The sequence below is a fragment of the Psychrobacter sp. NPDC078501 genome, assembly GCF_044900935.1.
Lineage (GTDB): Bacteria > Pseudomonadota > Gammaproteobacteria > Pseudomonadales > Moraxellaceae > Psychrobacter.
The window spans coordinates 176,383-194,608 of the sequence record NZ_JBJDOS010000004.1; the positions used below are offsets into that span (position 1 = coordinate 176,383).

The following is an 18,226-nucleotide window of genomic DNA, read 5'->3' on the forward strand; positions in this document are numbered from 1 at the left end:
ATGGGTGCCAATTGAGCACCATCTTGCTTATAACTTATAAATGATCGGCAGTGCTGCATAGCGCAAAACGTAAAATATGTCATCTGTAAAAAGTTAACTACAATTATAAGCGCTGTGTCCTTTGCGAAACGACTATAAGTTTTGAGCCATGTTAATGCTATAGTATTGATAATATAATTCTTTTATCATGTCCCTTGTCATGCAATATCCTAATATCTTATAGCGTATCCTAATATTATTTATGAACCATTTTAATGGTTTGATTTAGAGTTATTTTAATTGCGTATTATTTAATTGAAAACCATTTTAATTGAGAGTTATTTATGTTTGATACCTTAACAGAACGCTTGTCGTCGAGCCTACGTAACATCGTCGGTACCGGACAGTTGACCGAAGACAATATCAAAGACACGCTACGTGAAGTGCGTATGGCGTTGTTAGAAGCTGATGTGGCGTTGCCTGTCACTCGTGATTTTGTAAAACGTGTAAAAGAACAAGCGCTTGGTGCTGAAGTGCTAAAAGAGTTAGCGCCAGGTCAAGCCTTTGTCAAAATCGTACACGACGAGCTGACCGAAATGATGGGCAGCGCCAATCAGCAGTTAGAGATGACAGGTAAGCCGCCTGTTGTTTATTTGCTAGCAGGTCTACAAGGTGCGGGTAAAACGACTACAGCTGGTAAGTTGGCAAAATATTTACAAGAGCGCCAAAAGAAAAAAGTCATGCTAGTCTCTGCCGACGTTTATCGTCCAGCGGCTATCAAGCAGCTTGAGCAAGTAGCCGGTCAAGTGAATGCTAAGTTTGTGAACTCAAGTACAGATGAGAATCCAATTGATATCGCAAAGCGTGCGATTGAAGAAGCCAAAATCCAATATCAAGATATCCTGATCATTGATACCGCTGGTCGTCTACATATCGACGATACCATGATGGATGAGATTAAGGCGCTAACTGCTGCGGTTAACCCATCTGAGACGCTATTTGTCGTCGATGCAATGACGGGTCAAGATGCCGCCAATACCGCAAAAGCCTTTAATGATGCGTTGCCATTAACAGGTGTTATTTTAACTAAAACTGACGGTGATGCTCGCGGTGGTGCGGCGCTTTCTGTACGCGCTATCACCGGTAAGCCAATCAAATTCTTGGGTCGCGGTGAAAAACTAGACGAGCTAGAGCTGTTCCACCCTGAGCGTATCGCGCAGCGTATCCTTGGTATGGGTGACGTACTGAGTTTGGTCGAAGAAGTTGAGCAGAAAATTGACCGTGATAAAGCCGAAAAAATGGCGAAAAAGATGCAAAAGGGCGGTGACTTCGACCTTGAGGATCTATTGACCCAGTTCCAGCAGATGAAGAGCATGGGCGGTATGGCAGGCTTTTTAGACAAAATGCCTGGTATGGGCGGCTCAGATATGCAAAAAGCTGTCGAAGACGCCAAGCCAGAAGAAAAAGTACGTGAGATGGAAGCATTGATCAACTCAATGACGCCATTTGAGCGTAAAAACCCTGACAAGATTAATCCAAGTCGTAAGCGCCGTATCGCTGCAGGTTCAGGCCGTGAGATTCAAGATGTTAACCGCTTGCTCAAGCAGCACAAGCAAATGGCAAAAATGATGAAAATGATCTCAAAGCCTGAAGGCATCAGCAAAATGATGAAGTCTATGCAAGGCCTCATGGGTGGCGGTGGAGCAGGTGGCGGCGGTCCATTGTTTGGCGGTGGCGGTCAGCAAGGTGGCGCTAAAGACGTGAATCCAGAACAGATGGCCAAGCAGATGGGACTGGATCCAAACAACATGCCAAGCACCGAAGAGATGCAAAAGCAAATGCAAGAAATGCAAAACCAAGCACCAAAGAAGTTCAAAACCCGCTTTTAGATAACGATTAGTTATTTTTAAGACGTTTGAACAAAGCCCCGAGGCCAATAAAGCTTTGGGGCTTTTTATCGTTATCAGTTGCAGATAAACACTGATGGATAAAGTGTGAAAAATATAGAAATTAATAAAATTCGTGTACCCTAAATGCTATGATAGGCGCTGCTTCATTCTGTCAGTATTCTTATAGTGAATGAATGATAGATCGTTATTAAAAATTATTAAAATCTGACAAATCAATTTAGAACGCCAAAAGTAAAAGCCGAGGTTGTGATGTTTTTAGCAATGGATACCGTGTTCGACCAGTGTTCGATCGCGATTTTAGATTCGAGCGGACAGGTATTGTCGAGCCATACCGAAACAGGTAAGCGTCAGCAGACTCAACAGATTTTACCGATGATTGATGCTGCATTGTCTGAGGCGCAGTTGCGTCTTGCTGATATACAGGCTTTAATATTCAATCGCGGGCCGGGTGCGTTTAGTGGTATCCGTATCAATACGGCAGTGGTACAGGCTCTGTCTGTAGCGCATGATTTGCCTTGCGTTGGCGTCTCAAGCCTACAAGCAATCGCACAATGCGCGTATCAGAAATACAGGCTAACACACTTATATAGCGCTCTTGATGCTCGTATGCAGCAAGTCTACTTTGGGCAGTATGAGTTGGCAACTGATGACAAATCAGGTCATAGCATCATGCAGCCAGTCTTGGTTAATAATAGCGATAGCACTGAGCAGCTATTAGATTATGATAGCCAAACAGCACTCAACCTACCTATCGCGGGTAATGGCGCGCCGCTATTAACACGACATGATCAGCAAGACTGCCATGAAGATGTTTGGCCAGATGCTGTTGTCATTGGGCAGCTTGGTATTGCTCAGTTTGCAAATGATGGTGGTACGGAAGCATCGCAGGCATTGCCAAAATATCTACGCAACCAAGCTTGGAAAACACTTAAAGAGCAAGGTAAAGCATAGCTTTATAAAATATGCTTTTTGCAGCGTCGCTTGCTGTCACTGGTTATGATAAATACTTTAACCATAACCAGTTTAACTCAATTGATAGCAGCCAGCTTTTTAGTGTTTAGCAAGCGCATACCAATATAAAATCAACGTTAATATAGGACAGCCAATCGGTCTGTTTTTAGGCCAGTTTTTTAGGCCAGTCTGTTTCTAGGAAAGTCACTGTGGATATAGTTTTATTCGTTCAAGCTGTCATCATGGGTATCGTTGAAGGTATCACTGAGTTTTTACCCATCTCTAGTACGGGATATTTGATTTTATCAGCAGATGTGATGGGTTTCTGGACTAAAGAAAAAGTCGATTTATTTGTCGTGGTGGTACAGCTTGGCGCTATTTTAGCAGTGATTTATGACTATTGGGGTAGGTTATGGCAAGCGCTGATGGGCTTGCTGACTGGTAAAGCAGAGGGCATGACCAATCCTAGACAGCTAGGACTGAGTCTGATTGTCTCTACTATCCCTGTGATGATTGTTGGTTTTACTTTTGCCGATGAAATCAAAGCTTATTTGTTTAATCCTATCGTCGTTGCCATTATGCTCATCATTGGCGGTCTGCTGATATTTTACGTGGAAAAGCGTCCTAAAGCGGTCATTGCAGAAGAGGCGGAAGATGTCAGCATAAAAACTGCGTTGATGATTGGACTATTTCAATGTTTAGCTCTTATACCCGGGACGTCACGCTCAGGTGCTACGATTATTGGTGCGCTGTGGTTAGGTGTCTCACGTAAGGCTTCTGCTGAATTTTCTTTCTTTTTAGGTATTCCGGTTATTGTAGGGGCAGCACTGTTGGATTTAGTCAAACATGGTGACGTACTGACCAACAGTGAAGACTGGCTGGTGCTAGGTATTGGAACCATCGTATCATTTGTGGTGGCGCTACTTTGTATCCGCTTACTTGTGGCATGGGTAAGTCGCCGTGACTTTACTATTTTTGCTTGGTTACGCATTATCACGGGTGTTATCGTGTTGGTCGCCGCTTGGGGCTTTGGTTATCAAATGGCTGGCTAGATTTGCGTTATGATTTAACACGCCAGTAATTTATAGTGAAAATAAGCAGCAAATAGGATGATGGTTATGACCGATGTGCCCCAAACGTATGACGAGACAGGTGCTGTTGTACATTGTCAGCTATTCTACGTCAATGACAGCCAGCAAGCACAGGTTGAGAGCCTACAGTCGTTGATAGCTGAGCATACATTACCAATTATCTTAGATATCGAAGTCGCTACAGAGAAATTAACTCAAAAGCGCCGTCAGCAATTGAGCCAAGCATCTACTCAGCCTATTTTATTATTAGATGATAAAGACAAGCTATCATGGCTAAGTGATGGGCTTAGTGTGGCACCTGAGTGGGACAAGTTGCAGCGCCGTGTAGTGAGTGCTGGCCGTAAGTCTGAGCTGCTATTACAAGCGGCCAAAATCACATCAGATAGTCATGTTATTGATGCAACCGCTGGCTTTGGGCATGATAGTTTGATATTGGCCAGTACTGGTGCCCAAGTCACTATGCTTGAGCAGCAGCCGTTGATGGCATTGCTGTTACTTGTAGAGCAGCAGCGTATGAGTGTGCTACCCAATTGGCAAAAGCTCATGAGCCGTCTACAGATTATTAACACTGATGCACTCAGTTATTTTGCGAATTTAGAAGTAAGTACTGTAATAGATAATACTACGACAATCGATGTCATCTATTTGGATCCGATGTTTCCAGAAGATAGCTATCAAGATAGCAAAACAGGCAAAGGGGCAAAAGTCGGTAAGCATATGCAAGCTCTTCATCAATTGGCTCGTCCACCAACGTTAGATGAAGAGCGACAGCTTCTAAGTAGTGCGCAGGCCGTTGTTAAACAAAGTACGCAAGGCCAAGGTCGCGTGGTCGTAAAGCGTCCACAGTTTGCACCGCTGCTTGCTGATGAGCCTGCTAGTGAAAGCTGGCACAATGAAGCCGTGCGCTTTGATGGTTATTTTGTCTGACAGCTGCTGTTTGCGATAATGAATGTACGAGTGCAAATGTACGCAATTAAGCAGTTTGTGTGTTCAGAATTAATGGATTTAGGAGCAAGGAATGTCAGCGTTAATCATTTGGGTTATGGGTGCAGTTTTACTGTTGATTAATATCATGCTGCGTACTCGAATTCTTCGGCTTGAGGCACGGTTAAAAGAGCTGAGCAATCCACAAGAGCAACTGGCATTTTTGCGTCAACAAGCGAAACAGAAAGACAAAGTCCCAGCGCTGAAAGCATTACGCAAGCAGTATCCTGAGCTATCACTGATCGAAGCGAATAAATTATGGCAACAAATTCAGTAGCCAGACCATTAAACTTAGTAATTAGTCTATTAAAACTCAGTAACCAACCCCTTCAAAAATTAATTCAGTTGTTCTGAGCGAAATATATAAGCGCACATAAAAATTATTCAAACAATGATAATAAAAAGCCATGACATTTAAAGACAAGCTACAAGCCTACATCCAACTAACCCGTTTTGATAAGCCAGTCGGCATTGAGCTGCTTTTATGGCCAACATTATGGGGCGTACTACTCGCTGCAATGGGTCAGGCGCAGCAACAAGGAATGACGGCAGCGTTGCCAAGTATCAAGGTATTCGCGATATTTGCCCTTGGTGCAATATTTATGCGAGCGGCTGGTTGTGCGATTAACGACTTTGCCGATCGAAAAGTAGATGGTCATGTGACTCGCACTAAAGGTCGCCCATTAGCAGATGGACGCTTATCTGGTAAAGAAGCTATCGCTGCATTCTTAGTGCTGGTGCTGTTAAGTGCTAGTCTGCTATTTTTCCTGCCTATAGCTGTATTTTACTGGTCGCTTGGTGCCGTTATATTGGCGTTTATTTATCCATTTATGAAACGCTATACGCACCTGCCGCAAGTATTTTTAGCAGCTGCTTTTGGGTGGGCGATACCGATGTCCTATGTGGCAGTGCAAGGCGCTCCCGATATTTGGTGTTGGCTGCTATTCTTAGCTTATATGTGTTGGACAGTGGCCTACGATACCCAGTACGCCATGGCTGACCGTGAGGATGACTTAAAAATTGGCGTGAAATCAACGGCGATACTATTCGGTCGTTATGATGTGATTATCATTTCGATACTACAGATGCTATTTTTGCTAATGATGGGCGTGGTTATGTGGCATTACTTTGCTCCGACCACATTAGGTGTAACGCCAGTATTTGGGTTGGCGCTTGTTGCGATGATGTTTGCCAAACAAAACAGCGCTTGTGCCAGTCGCAATCCTTTGGCTTGCTTTCAGGCGTTCTTGGCCAATATCTGGGTAGGGCGCTATGTCTTTGCGCTCATCGCAGTCACTTGCATATGGACGACGCTCAATGGATAAGTTCGATAAATTGCCGAGATTTAAATCAAAGAAACCGTCTGATACGAATGCGTCAGTCATAGACTATCAAGCGAAACTTGCCGAACATGGTCTGACTCGTGAGCAAGTTATCGCAACTGAGCGTAAACTGGCAAAGTTTGCCAATACTATGGATTCACTAGTGCGAGTGCCTTTTACTAAGCAAGGAATGGGTGCGGATGCCGCACTTTCGACCATTCCACTAGCAGGAGACTTGGCAGGATTGGCATTGACCAGTTATGCATTTATATTAGGGCATCAGTTAGGTGTGCCCGCTCATAAAATGACGCCAGCGGTGAGATTGGCACTTATTGATATGGTCGTTGGTATCGTACCTGGCATTGGTACGCTATTAGATATTTTTATCCGTCCTAGCCGTAAGACACTGGGTATCGTGCACGAGCATCTACATCATGAGTATGGTATTACCGAAACCATGCATATGGATCGACCGTTTCTGCACCAATCATTAGAAGACAAGCAGAAGCAAAGCCGTTTTGGGTTTTTTTGGCGCAATCCAATCGTTGCTTGGTTATATCTGCATATCCCTGATTTTCTTGGACTGCTAGTCATTGTATTTGTCGGCTGGGGGATATGGACATTGATAAGTTGGTTGGTCGGACTTTTTGGGCAATCGACTGGGTTTGGGTGAATACAATCACTCATCAGATAGCTTAGTAGAGACAAGTCAGTAGAGAGTAATACAAAGAAAGGAAAAAGGCGGCAACGATAATAACGTTTGCCGCCTTTTTTATGGTTTAAATAGAGTGTTGAAACAGAAGGTAAAGCGGGTTTTATTCAGTGATGACTTCTGCTTCAGCACTGACGGCATCAAAGCTAGTGACTTTATTGTTTCGGATAAGGTCGATCGTGCCGCCACCAGCATGACTGACGAGTTGGATGCTACCGTCAGCTGATTGATAGGTAGGATTATTGCCTTGGCCTTCAGGTGCGCTCAATATCATTTTTGGCTGGTTGGGACGAGTAATGATAGCGTTAAGCATACCAGCTGCCGACGTCTCAAAGACTACGGACAAATTCTCACCTGCTGCGCTTTTATAACGGACATCAGTGATTTGTGCACCTTTGATAGCTTGCTCTGGATTGGGTTTTTCAGCGCTATCATTTGCCGTAGACGTAGTATCACCAAGATCTTTATCTAACTCCGTTAAGCTCATATCACGTTCTGAATCAGTATCGGTCTGCGCTACATTTTTAGCGTCATCTGCATTGCTATCTTCAGCTGCATCTACATTGATATTGGTCGTTACTGGCGTGGTTTGCGTTGAGGTCTCAGCTGTAGTTATATCAGTTGCTTCAGGTTCTGGATCTTTTTGACAAGCAGTCAATAGCAACAGACTGAAGAAAATAGCAGGAGCCGTACGATAAAGCAATTTAGATTTTCGTAAGTTCAGTACTTTTGGAAGAGAAGTATTCATAATCAGCTTTATCCGTTAATGGCGCTCTACGTAAATGTGGTAATTTGCAAGGGTCAATCTGCTATTTATTGACAGTATATTATTACGTATTTACCGTAATCACCAGCTTACGCTGTCCGCCATATTCTTGCAGGTTTCTATGCTCACATAAGTAAATACCTTGCCACATGCCTAGACCTAATCCACCATCGACAAGCGGTATAGTCAAGCTTACTCCAAACATCATGCTTTTGAAATGCGCTGGCAAGTCGTCTGATCCTTCTAAAGTATGGCGATACTCTGGCTGCTCTTCCGGTGCGATTTTATTAAGCCAATCTTCTGTATCTAGTCTGACATCTGGATCAGCATTTTCATTGATCGCAAGACTGGCTGACGTATGCAGCAAAAACAGATGAACCAACCCTACCTTGGCAGAGTGAGGTAACAGCTGCGAAATAGCTTCTTCAACCTTCGGAGTAATGATATGAATGCCGCGCGCATAGGCGGGTAGAGTAAGGGTGGTTTGGTGATAGCTCATGGGGTATATCTCATTATTAGAGTCGACATTAAATCAAGATATCATAAGACAGTATGAACTATGAAAATCATTGCTGTTATTTACACAAGAGCCATTTATTCTTAAACAAGCGGCGTCTGTAGCCGTGTACGATTGGGTGATAAACGTGCGAGCATCGTCTCTGACAGTGGTGCGAATGAGCCTAGCATCATATCTGCTAATGCTTCAGCACAAATAGGTGCCAATGCATAACCTTTTGCGCCCATCGCACTCATCGTCCATATTCGCTGACTATTTATCAATTGTCCAACGATAGGGTGGTAATCAGGCGTTTGAGTGCGAATGCCAGCTCGTCCCTGCCACAGACTCGTATCTGCCGGAATAATCGATGCCATCTCAGGAATGGCGGTAATTAGCTTATCTCGGCTAATTTGATGCTCTTCAGGACGTATGTCAGTACTTGTGTCATTGCGGATAAAACTTGCGCCAAGCAATAAATATGGCTCGCTAGCGACCAGGGTATTTAATTCGTCATCTCCAGTTTGTGCGTTGAACCGTGCACAGTAACCACTATATTTAAGCGGTATTTTAGGTAGCTTTGTTAGTTGCTCCGTCGAGGGGGTAAACCAAGACAGCTGCCCACGAATTTTACGGCAATCAAAAACACGCTGATCCAATTTATGACTTTCATAAGCCGCGCAAATGACGATATTATCAGTAGTCATAGTGACAGTGTTATGGTTTCCATCAATACCTTCAATACGAACTTGCTGCTCAGTCTCGTTGATTTTATTCACTTCTAACTGCTGAAAGTGAATGAGTGGATGAGTCAGTATGATGTTTTTTAATGCTTGCGGATTGACCAGACCAGACTGCGGTAAGCACAAGTTCTCTGATAAATCTTGCTCTTTTAGGCCGCTAGTAATCTGTGCTTGCTCATGCGATAGGGTGGTTGCCATCTCGTCAGGATAGTCGGCAATTTGTTCCGTACCGATATTGGCTTTTATGAGTAAATCAAGGGCGCCAGTCAGTTCAAGTACCGGTGCTGTATTAAGCTGTACGGCTGTTTGATTAAGGCCTCGATATAGCCTGCTGCTATGGAGATAGCCGATGGTATGCAGATGCTCGTCAACATGGTGAATCGGCGTCATTTTGGGCGCAAGTAATGCTCTAGGATTGCCCGATGCGCCCGCTAAGGGTGCTGATTTATCTAATAAAATGACGTTGATACCGCGACTGGCAAGCGACCAAGCTGTGAGCAACCCTGAGACACCTGTACCAATAACGACAGTGTGATCAAATGTGCTATAAGTCGTTTCTTGCTTCGCCTCGTGACTGTTATTATCGTCAGTAAGGTCACTACTTTCTGCATTGGTCATAATGGCTGTTAGCATTTCCCGCTTTCGACCAAAACCTCTGACTTTTTTAATTTGAAAGCCATGCTCTCTTAGTCCGCGCTTGACGATACCTGCACAGCTATAAGTAGCGGCAGTCGTATGAGGGCGTGATAGGCGCTGCATTTGGGCAAAGATACTGTCAGCCCACAAGGTGCTATTGCAAGAAGGCGCAAAACCATCCAAAAACCAAGCATCAATGTAAGGGGTATACTGATTGGAGTGATCTAATGCCAGTTTGCTTAGACTTTCTGCTGCATCACCAAGCCACATATCGACGGTTAAGTTATCATAAGAAAAACTTAAACGATGACAGCCTGAAATCAGGGGCGGATATGCAGCCAAAAGTGGCTTAATAAATGCCATTAGCTCAGGCGCGCGCTGACCCCATAACGCAAGTATCTGGGTCAAATCTGCTAGTGGTATAGGGAACTTTTCAGTAGTAATAAAGTGCAGACGAGCCGTTGCTAATTGCGGATTGGTGTCACGCAGTTGGCGCCACAATTGCCACGTTGCTAGTAGATTAAGCCCAGTTCCGAAGCCTAGCTCAGCAATCGTAAAGCATTGCTTTGGTGCAATGTGTGCTAAACGTTCTGGTAACTGATTGTGCTCTAGAAACACGTGACGCGTCTCTGCCAAACCATCTGCATGAGAAAAGTAAACATCCCCAAACTCACCTGATACTGGCACCATATTGCCAGTATCATCCGTTTGCCAGTCAATCTTGGCAGGCGTGATAACGTTTAAATGTTCAGGGTTTTGATGATTAGCGGTAGACATGAGACACTTCTTAGGAATATCAATAACGGTAGCTAAACGATCAGCTGTGACGGATCAATGATATCGACATTTGGTCAGTGCGAGCACAGCATATGCTACCAGCGCTCACGACGGACAAATACTAACCATGAAACAAAAATGCCGACTAATAGACTGATCAAAACGGTAAACGCACCGTATAGAAATAACTGTCCTTTACTTTCGTAAACCAAAACATTTACTTGAGTCTGTAAATCGTTCACTTGGCGCTGTAATTGTGCATTACGACTAAGCAGTTCTTGATTGGCAGCTGACAATGCTTTAGTAGATGGTTGTAACTGTGCCGCCAAGGTATCATTGATATCTAGCGCTGAGTTTTTCGTTGGCAAAGCGCGCGCCGCTACTGGCCCAGTCAACGGCAGCACTGCTGCCGGATCGGTTGCATCGACAGCAGGTGTTATGGGCGCAGCAGGTGCAGTCTGCGCCGAAACGGCTGTCACTAGCATGAGACCAATCAGGGCACTTTTGTAGAAGCAGGTAGGTGAAAAAGAGACTTTCTGAATCACGATGCAGCTACTTGATTATTACTGTCAGTTGGCGCTGGCAATGCTTGAATAAATGGTTTGATATCGACATGACTATACACGCCATCACGTAAATAAGGCTCATCGTTTGCCCAAGCCTGAGCCGCTTCCATAGAGTCAAAGTCTGCAATGATTAAGCTGCCTGACATATCACTCTTGCCATGTTCGATAGGCGTTGGCCCTGCGATAACGAGGCGTCCCTCTTGGTGCAGTGCTTTTAAGCGTTCAATATGTTCAGTACGAGTAATCAGACGTTGTGCACTGCTATTAGCCACGTCATGACCAATGATTGCAAATAAAGACATGAGACTTCCTTAGTGAATAATAAAAAAGTAATGATGAGCTTATGTGGGCTTAGTATAAACGTCATAGCAATAAAGGGGTTGCTGCTATGACAAGGCAACAGAAACTATTTAGTAGCTTTGTCAGTTAGGGCAGGGTTGAGATGCTTTTTCAACACGGCAAATTGAGCCACGACAAACACCAGCATAATTGGAATCCAGCCATAGGTCTTAAAGTTGATCCATGCTTCATCTGACATTGTGAACGCTGTGATATAATGTAGTACAGCCATTAGGGCGAAAAACAATGCCCAAGCAACGGTCAGCTTTTTCCAGCCGCTAAGCGTCAGGGTAAATACCTCTTTCATAGCAAGCTGCATCAATGGCTTATTAATAGCGGCACTGACGAATAGAGTCAATGCAAAAATACCATTGATAATGGGCGATTTCCAACGCAGATAAATATCATCACGCAGCAGTAATGTGCCACCGCAGAATAAAATCGTTAATAATAAGACAACCCATTGCTGCTTATCAAACTTACCTTTTTGACGAATAAAATGAATGGCGTAAACGATAATAGTGGCGATGAGCAAAGCCCCTGCCGCTGCTAAAATACCGTTATAACGCGCCGCGATAAAAAAGGCAATTAAGGGAATAAAGTCTAATAATGCTTTCATAGCAAAGGGTATGTCCAACAAAAACGTATGGGGTAGTTTACACGTCTACCGCACCAAAAAAAAGCAATCAACACGATAATCATGCGATATACGCAACCTACAGAGTAATACTTTCTTATTGCGCCTGATGACCATGCCACTGGCCAAATATAAACACGAATACAGCACCGATAACTGCTAAATCTACAGAATCATCAAGACAAATCACAATACTCATGATAGTAACAATGACTGTCTGCTCACTAGCTTTTATTCTACTTCTATTTTATCTAACACTTTAAGGCTCAGCTTATGAAAATCGACTTACATTGCCACAGTACTTGTTCAGATGGTACCTATGCACCGACCGAGGTCATACAGCGTGCCCATGCAGCGGGCATCAACGTATTGGCATTGACTGACCATGACACGCTAGCAGGGATTGACGAGGCAAGGGTCGCTGCCAGTGCCTGTGATATGCAAATTATTAATGGCGTTGAAATCAGCTGTGAACATACATTAAGCGGTGGTTACGGAAAGAATAAGTCTACCAATAAAATTATTCACGTACTTGGACTGGACTTTACTGATCGCGAAAAAATGCACGCAACGCTGCAGCAACTGCAAGACAGTCGAGCCACTCGTGGTCAACGTATCGCTGAAAAATTGAGTGAGCTATTAGATATTAATTATGATGAGCTATGGCAAGCAGTGCTCGATAAAGCAGGCGGCAACCCACAAGCAGTCGGGCGCGCCCATATTGGACAGGTATTGTTTGAGCGCGGTGAAGTCAAAACTGTTCAAAAAGCCTTTGACAAGTATCTAGCAGATAATAAACCTGCTTATGTAGCAATTGAGGCGTTGACGATGCAGCATGGTATCGAACTGATTCATGCTTGCGGCGGCAAAGCGGTGCTCGCACATCCTACGCGATATCAACTATCAGCGACACGCGTGCGTAAACTGATCGAAGAGTTTGCGCAGCTTGGCGGAGATGCTTGTGAACTGCCAGCCACTAGCGAGCCGATTAGTACCCGCAGAATGGTTGATCGTAGCCTCGCTGAGCATGGTCTTGCGGCATCTATTGGTAGTGATTTTCATGGTAGTAACATGCCTTGGCGACGTTTGGGCGACGTTCCTATTTTGAATGATGATCAGCAAGGGGTTTGGGAGTCTTTTGCAACGCTTGCTTAGTGAGTAGGATTTACCTTTTTACAGTTACTTCTAATAAGGTTATTTTCAGTAGCGATAGGGCCTTATTTATCATGATGAATAAGGCTAAAAATGGGCAAGTAAACAAAATTACATTCATAGAGAAATTATTGGGAAATAAATGCGTAAAATAGATTGATAATAAGGCCAGAACTTGTAACACTTGATATGAAAATTTCAGAGCGAATAATATGCTTTGGCTTTGATTTTAGCGCTTATGTATTCAACGCATTTATACCTTTTAATGTATTTACACTCTCTGCGGTAGCCCCTCTATGGCTGTATCGATATCCCATCTAGGTTACAACAAAATCTCTCAAATGATTTTTGAGTGGCAGGCTGCTGACCGAACATCGCTGATGGCCTTATTTATCGTGTTAGAAGTGTCATTGCATTGGTTCTGGTGCTTGTATGTCTGGTGGCAGCAAGATGCGTTAAACACCTATGTAAACATACATTATTTATATCCATTATGGCTTGGAATTAGCTTTGTCGGTTTGTTCTTTTTGTGCATGGTCAAAGGCTTATTTCATTCGAGCAATGACAACGACATTGTCTTAAGCAGATGGCAAATAGCTTTGGTTTTGGTTTACACTGCTTACATTTCTACTGTTATTGTGATGATAGGGTATAGCAGTTTGTTTGCAGGCGTGTCGCTCGTCGGCGGCGCTATGCTTGGCATGATGCTGATTAAGCGCCGCTATGCTTGGCGTATGTTTTGGTTGCATATTATCTTGATGCTATTAGCGATTATGTCACCTTACTTTGGTATCAGTCTGCCTAATTTACGCCAGTTAACCGTCATTCATCCCATGCTTGAAAGTCATAACTATCTAACTTACAACGAGATTATGGCTGCTGAAAATGCGGTGGCTGCGTTAGCTTTTGAAAATAATGTCTTAAATTGGGATAGTATCAGCGAGTTACAGCGTTCATCGGCCTTTTTTTGGCGGTCGACGCATTTATATTTAGCGCTACCAAAAGCGATTTTTATCGTCTATATATTCCGTGCCTTACTGTTGGTATTAGATGATAGTCGGTTTGAGACCCTTCTACATGCCAATCAGGACGAGCTTACTCAGCTTAAAAATCGCCGCTACGGTCTGAAAAAGATGAAGTATGCCTTGGCTACTGTGCGAGAATATCAAGACTTAAGCGTCATGCTGTTAGATTTGGACTGGTTCAAACAGATTAACGATAATTATGGTCACGATGTAGGTGATCAGGTTTTGATTGAAATCTCGCAGACGCTATCGCAGTCGTTAACAGATAAGACTATTATCAGTCGCTATGGCGGCGAAGAGTTTTTGGTTGTACTGCCAGACACGAAGCATGATAGTGCTATGGTGATAGCTGAGCAATTACGGCTAAATATTGCTGAGCATGTCATGAAGATTGAAGGTCTGGCTGATTTTAATGTGACAGCAAGCTTTGGGTTGTATACCTTAACTCATGAAGAGCGAGATTGTATCGCGCAAGGCTACAAAACGATCACACAGCAAAAGACTGTCGCTCAAACGTCACCTCTTATCAAGCCAATTGCTACTCAGCGCGCGGAAAGCAAAATCGCCTCAATGCAAAAGCTGCCTAGTGATATCTGCCAACGACTTATTAGCATAGCGGATAAAGCCTTATATGAAGCTAAGCACCGTGGTCGCAATCAAGTTGTCAGTGCAAATGAGATGTGGGCCGAAAAAGAAGGCGGTAAACAATCGCTTTATAAGAGCCGCTAGCCATTAATTTATTAACGATCAGCCACGCCACTAAGACCGTGTAAGTATTATCGGTATGGCTGATATTCTATTGTTTAGTCCAATTTAGATGCCAGTTTCATTCATTCATCCATCCAATCAAGATATCAACTGCTGTACCAAGCTTGCGAGCACACTTGTGGCAAAGCTACCTGTAGTTAAAGTAAAGTTTAATACTAGCGTCTGATCGTCCGACCATTCCCAGCTTAACGCCTCAATCGGTAGACGTAGCGCTCGTCTTTGCGCCTTAATATCACGCTGCTCTAATCCAGTTGCTAGTTGCATAAGTAGGGGGCTGTGTTGTACTACCTCGGTCTCTAAATCTGCAGCGCTACCAGTAACTTTATCGTTACCTGTGCCCCATAGCACAGCCGTTGGGTGAATATCTCCACTGTCAATACGAGCATGCAACGTATCATCTAGTGTCTCACTAGTGAATATCGATCCTGAGCCCTCTAAATTAAACACTTCACCTGCTAGGCCAGTATTCCAGCTGCCATTACGTACCCGTGCTGCCAATATCTCATTAAATATCAAGCTACGTGCAGCAGACAATTCCATCGTATTTTGCTCGCGCGGGGCACGCTTACGTTTGCTCTTTTTTGGTTGCGGGCGAGGCTCTCGCGGTGGACGAGCAAACAGTGATAAAGCTTCTCTGACGTTATTACCCTGACGACCAAAACGCTGTGGACCAAAATAATTGGGTACACCATTTTCACCAATGCGCGTTAGATGCTGCTCGACTGCCTCTTTTGCAGATAGTAGTTGCTCGGGTGATACGTTATTTTCGTCATCAACATTTTCGTCACTAGCGCTCGAAAATTGGATATCACGTAAAGTAATAACAAACTGATTGGCACGGTGCGTACCGCGATTGAGTTTTTTATTGTGCCAGTGCTGCGCAAGGATAGTGACAGACTCATTTTCGCCAATGTCAACTGGTGTAAACTCAGTAGGCGGTAATTGTTTTTTTGGTATGCGAAGGCTAAACCACTGAGTCGTCAACGCGTGACGGTCTTTCAAGCCTGAGTAGCCAACATCACGTAATGGAATGTCTGCCCACTCTGACAGTAGTTTCGCCAGATAAGCAGTATTCATGCCTGATTTTTCAATATGCAACCATAAATGCTCACCTTCACCAGTGAAGTCTAATGGCAATAGCTCATTAACAATAAAATCAGTCGCATTGGCTTTATAAGTCGCTTGCTGTATCGACTGCAAACTTGGCTGTGGCAAATTTGCAGTATCTGTAATAGTGGCAATATCCATATGAGCTAGGTCAATTTGCTCACTGGCTGTTCGTTTATTAACGTTTTGAGCAACAGTTGTTCGATCAAGAGTAGCAGCTTGGCTATCTAAACTATCTTGAGAAGTAATAGTTATTTCGTTTTGGTTGTCTTGAGAAGTCATAAGGTCGTCTTTTATTTTGTTTATTAATAATGATTAGAAGTAAAAAGAGTGCGGAAAATAAAGTCGCATAATTACGTTTTGCAACGCAGCAAACATACAAAGAAACATCGTGTGCGAGGCGCTCTTGCTACTATCAATGCATAGCATATTAAAAATAATAGGATAAGTTGAATTTGTCTGGTTGGTTACGGTCATTTTCAACCTGCTGTCATTAGACATCATTATAACTGTTAAGGAAGCATTATGACCGACGCAACGATCAACACAGTCACCATCAGTAAAGCGGATATCCCAAGCGGTGGTATGAAGTCGTATAAGCAAGAAGACGATAGTATCATTTTAATCACTCGCGATGACGATGAGTTCCGTGCATTCGATGGTAAGTGCCCACATGCGGGCGCAGATTTGGGTAATGGATTACGATGTGGTAATCGGGTAGTTTGTCCTTGGCATCATGCGACTTTTGATAGTCGCGATGGCTCACTATTAGAGCCGATAGCGACAAAGGGTTTGACCCAGTATGAGCTGACTCATGATGGTGATAATTTGACAGTCGACACCTCAGCTCAGGTAACGGGGCAAGTCGAAAATGATAAATTAACTGACACTCATACCATTATCGTTGGTGGTGGTGGTGCAGGATTTATGACGGCCGACCAGTTGCGTCAGGGTGGCTATGGCGGCAAGATTACGTTGATTAGTAAAGAGGATAAGGCTCCTTACAATCGTCCTTTATTATCCAAAGCGTTTTTGGCAGGCAAGATGGACGAGAATAAGCTGCTCTTGGGCGGTGTTGACTGGGCGGATAACAACAATATTGAGTTACGCCTTAATCAAACGGTTAGCGAAGTGCTACCCAATGAAGCGACCGTCGTTATAGAGGATAATGATGGCAACAGCGAACGACAAACCGCAGACTTCTTGGTCGTCGCCACTGGTGCTGAACCAAACTTACCACCTATCAAAGGTGCTGAGATAGATGGCGTATATACGCTACGCAGCATGAATGATGCCAAACTAATTAAAGCGGCCAGTCATGATCAGCGTGTGGTGATCATCGGTACAGGTTTTATCGGTATGGAGACCGCTTCGGCATTAGCACAAGCTGGTACGACAGCTTCTATTACAGTGATTGGTCAAGGTAGCCGCGTGATGGGCAATATTGTCTCTGAAACGGTGAGTAACGCCTTAATTAAGTTACATGAAGAGAAGGGCATTAACTTTGTGTTTGACGCAACCGTCAATGAAATTACTAAGGTTGACCGTCAAGTAGATAAGGATGGAGATAACAATAACCAGTCTTTCTCAAATGTAGGCGGTGTCACGCTGGCGAATGGCGAGCATATTGATGCTGATATCGTGATATTGGGTACTGGCGTGTCTCCACGTACAGAGATATTGAGCGCAGTTAACGAACCAGATGGCGTACAAGTCGACGCTCATCTACAGCTGCGCGATGGCGTCTATGCGCTAGGTGATATTGCAAAAGCCACCAATCAAATGGGTCGCATGCGTATCGAGCATTGGCGCGTGGCATTGCAGCATGGCATGGTCACAGCAGCTGCGATATTAAATGACGACAGTGTTGACTCACTGGAAGCGCGTATTCCTTTCTTTTGGACCATGCAATATGGCAAGAGCCTACGCTATAGCGGTCATGCCGAGACACCAGATCACAATATCCTACTCGGTACGCCAGATACGCATGATTATATCGAATACTATTTTGATGATGAAGGCGAAGATACACGGGCTAGTGCGGCAAGTACGCTTGGACGTGATACAGAGCTGGTTGCCTTCTCTGAGCTATTACGCCGTGGTCATGCACCGACGCGCGCGCAGCTTAATGCAGGGCTCGATATTATTGAGCAAGCGCATGCATTATCGCGCTAGTACTATTAAGCAATAAGTATTAGTATCTGGGGTATGTTATCAATTAGCACATCAGTACATTTAGTGGTCTTAAAATGGCTAAATTTTGCT

General features: G+C 44.0%; 17 protein-coding genes. 10 read left to right on the plus strand and 7 right to left on the minus strand.

What is annotated here, in order from left to right:
• Positions 1-323 precede the first annotated feature (323 nt).
• The 7 genes from ffh (at position 324) to ACI2IW_RS09025 (ending at position 6,910) form a co-directional block, all read left to right on the plus strand.
• Entirely contained in the window at positions 324-1,868 is a 1,545-nt protein-coding gene (gene ffh, locus ACI2IW_RS08995; protein WP_404693421.1) for a signal recognition particle protein, read from the plus strand.
• Positions 1,869-2,138: 270 nt separating this feature from the next.
• Positions 2,139-2,840: a tRNA (adenosine(37)-N6)-threonylcarbamoyltransferase complex dimerization subunit type 1 TsaB gene (tsaB, locus tag ACI2IW_RS09000; RefSeq protein WP_404693528.1), complete on the plus strand. Its 702-nt coding sequence runs from the start codon at positions 2,139-2,141 to the stop codon at positions 2,838-2,840.
• A 209-nt stretch (positions 2,841-3,049) separates the two neighbouring features.
• On the plus strand, positions 3,050-3,892 hold the full coding sequence (locus ACI2IW_RS09005; protein WP_404693422.1) for an undecaprenyl-diphosphate phosphatase: 843 nt from the start codon (positions 3,050-3,052) through the stop codon (positions 3,890-3,892).
• A gap of 66 nt (positions 3,893-3,958) precedes the next feature.
• Positions 3,959-4,858: a class I SAM-dependent methyltransferase gene (locus ACI2IW_RS09010; protein WP_404693423.1), complete on the plus strand. Its 900-nt coding sequence runs from the start codon at positions 3,959-3,961 to the stop codon at positions 4,856-4,858.
• Between the two features lie 91 nt (positions 4,859-4,949).
• On the plus strand, positions 4,950-5,192 hold the full coding sequence (locus tag ACI2IW_RS09015) for a hypothetical protein (protein ID WP_201579220.1): 243 nt from the start codon (positions 4,950-4,952) through the stop codon (positions 5,190-5,192).
• Between the two features lie 130 nt (positions 5,193-5,322).
• On the plus strand, positions 5,323-6,240 hold the full coding sequence (gene ubiA, locus ACI2IW_RS09020; RefSeq protein ID WP_404693424.1) for a 4-hydroxybenzoate octaprenyltransferase: 918 nt from the start codon (positions 5,323-5,325) through the stop codon (positions 6,238-6,240).
• Positions 6,233-6,910 (plus strand): DUF4112 domain-containing protein, encoded by a 678-nt coding sequence (locus ACI2IW_RS09025; RefSeq protein WP_404693425.1) that lies wholly within the window; start codon positions 6,233-6,235, stop codon positions 6,908-6,910. Before ubiA ends, ACI2IW_RS09025 begins: the two co-directional genes overlap by 8 nt.
• A gap of 142 nt (positions 6,911-7,052) precedes the next feature.
• On the opposite strand, the gene ACI2IW_RS09030 is transcribed toward ACI2IW_RS09025, so the two are convergent.
• The 6 genes from ACI2IW_RS09030 to ispZ all read right to left on the minus strand — a co-directional run bounded on the left by ACI2IW_RS09030 (position 7,053) and on the right by ispZ (position 11,891).
• The gene (locus ACI2IW_RS09030) at positions 7,053-7,697 is read right to left on the minus strand and encodes a hypothetical protein (RefSeq protein WP_404693426.1); all 645 of its coding nucleotides are present in this window, start codon (positions 7,695-7,697) and stop codon (positions 7,053-7,055) included.
• A gap of 82 nt (positions 7,698-7,779) precedes the next feature.
• Positions 7,780-8,214, minus strand: coding sequence for a secondary thiamine-phosphate synthase enzyme YjbQ (locus ACI2IW_RS09035; protein ID WP_404693427.1), 435 nt, complete (start codon positions 8,212-8,214; stop codon positions 7,780-7,782).
• Between the two features lie 101 nt (positions 8,215-8,315).
• Positions 8,316-10,367 carry a tRNA (5-methylaminomethyl-2-thiouridine)(34)-methyltransferase MnmD gene (mnmD, locus tag ACI2IW_RS09040; RefSeq protein WP_404693428.1) on the minus strand — a complete coding sequence of 684 codons (2,052 nt, stop codon included), beginning with the start codon at positions 10,365-10,367 and terminating at the stop codon, positions 8,316-8,318.
• A 95-nt stretch (positions 10,368-10,462) separates the two neighbouring features.
• Entirely contained in the window at positions 10,463-10,912 is a 450-nt protein-coding gene (locus ACI2IW_RS09045) for a hypothetical protein (RefSeq protein ID WP_404693429.1), read from the minus strand.
• Entirely contained in the window at positions 10,909-11,235 is a 327-nt protein-coding gene (locus tag ACI2IW_RS09050) for a YciI family protein (RefSeq protein WP_404693430.1), read from the minus strand. Before ACI2IW_RS09050 ends, ACI2IW_RS09045 begins: the two co-directional genes overlap by 4 nt.
• 104 nt (positions 11,236-11,339) lie before the next feature.
• Complete coding sequence (gene ispZ, locus ACI2IW_RS09055; RefSeq protein ID WP_290178823.1) at positions 11,340-11,891, minus strand: septation protein IspZ; 552 nt, start codon at positions 11,889-11,891, stop codon at positions 11,340-11,342.
• Between the two features lie 291 nt (positions 11,892-12,182).
• On the opposite strand from ispZ, the gene ACI2IW_RS09060 reads away from it, so the two are divergent.
• Positions 12,183-13,064, plus strand: a complete 882-nt coding sequence (locus ACI2IW_RS09060) for a PHP domain-containing protein (protein WP_404693431.1) — start codon at positions 12,183-12,185, stop codon at positions 13,062-13,064.
• A 293-nt stretch (positions 13,065-13,357) separates the two neighbouring features.
• On the plus strand, positions 13,358-14,815 hold the full coding sequence (locus ACI2IW_RS09065) for a diguanylate cyclase (protein WP_404693432.1): 1,458 nt from the start codon (positions 13,358-13,360) through the stop codon (positions 14,813-14,815).
• A 117-nt stretch (positions 14,816-14,932) separates the two neighbouring features.
• On the opposite strand, the gene truD is transcribed toward ACI2IW_RS09065, so the two are convergent.
• Positions 14,933-16,102, minus strand: a complete 1,170-nt coding sequence (gene truD / locus ACI2IW_RS09070) for a tRNA pseudouridine(13) synthase TruD (protein ID WP_404693529.1) — start codon at positions 16,100-16,102, stop codon at positions 14,933-14,935.
• A gap of 384 nt (positions 16,103-16,486) precedes the next feature.
• On the opposite strand from truD, the gene ACI2IW_RS09075 reads away from it, so the two are divergent.
• Positions 16,487-18,136, plus strand: coding sequence for an FAD-dependent oxidoreductase (locus ACI2IW_RS09075; RefSeq protein ID WP_404693433.1), 1,650 nt, complete (start codon positions 16,487-16,489; stop codon positions 18,134-18,136).
• Positions 18,137-18,226 lie beyond the last annotated feature (90 nt).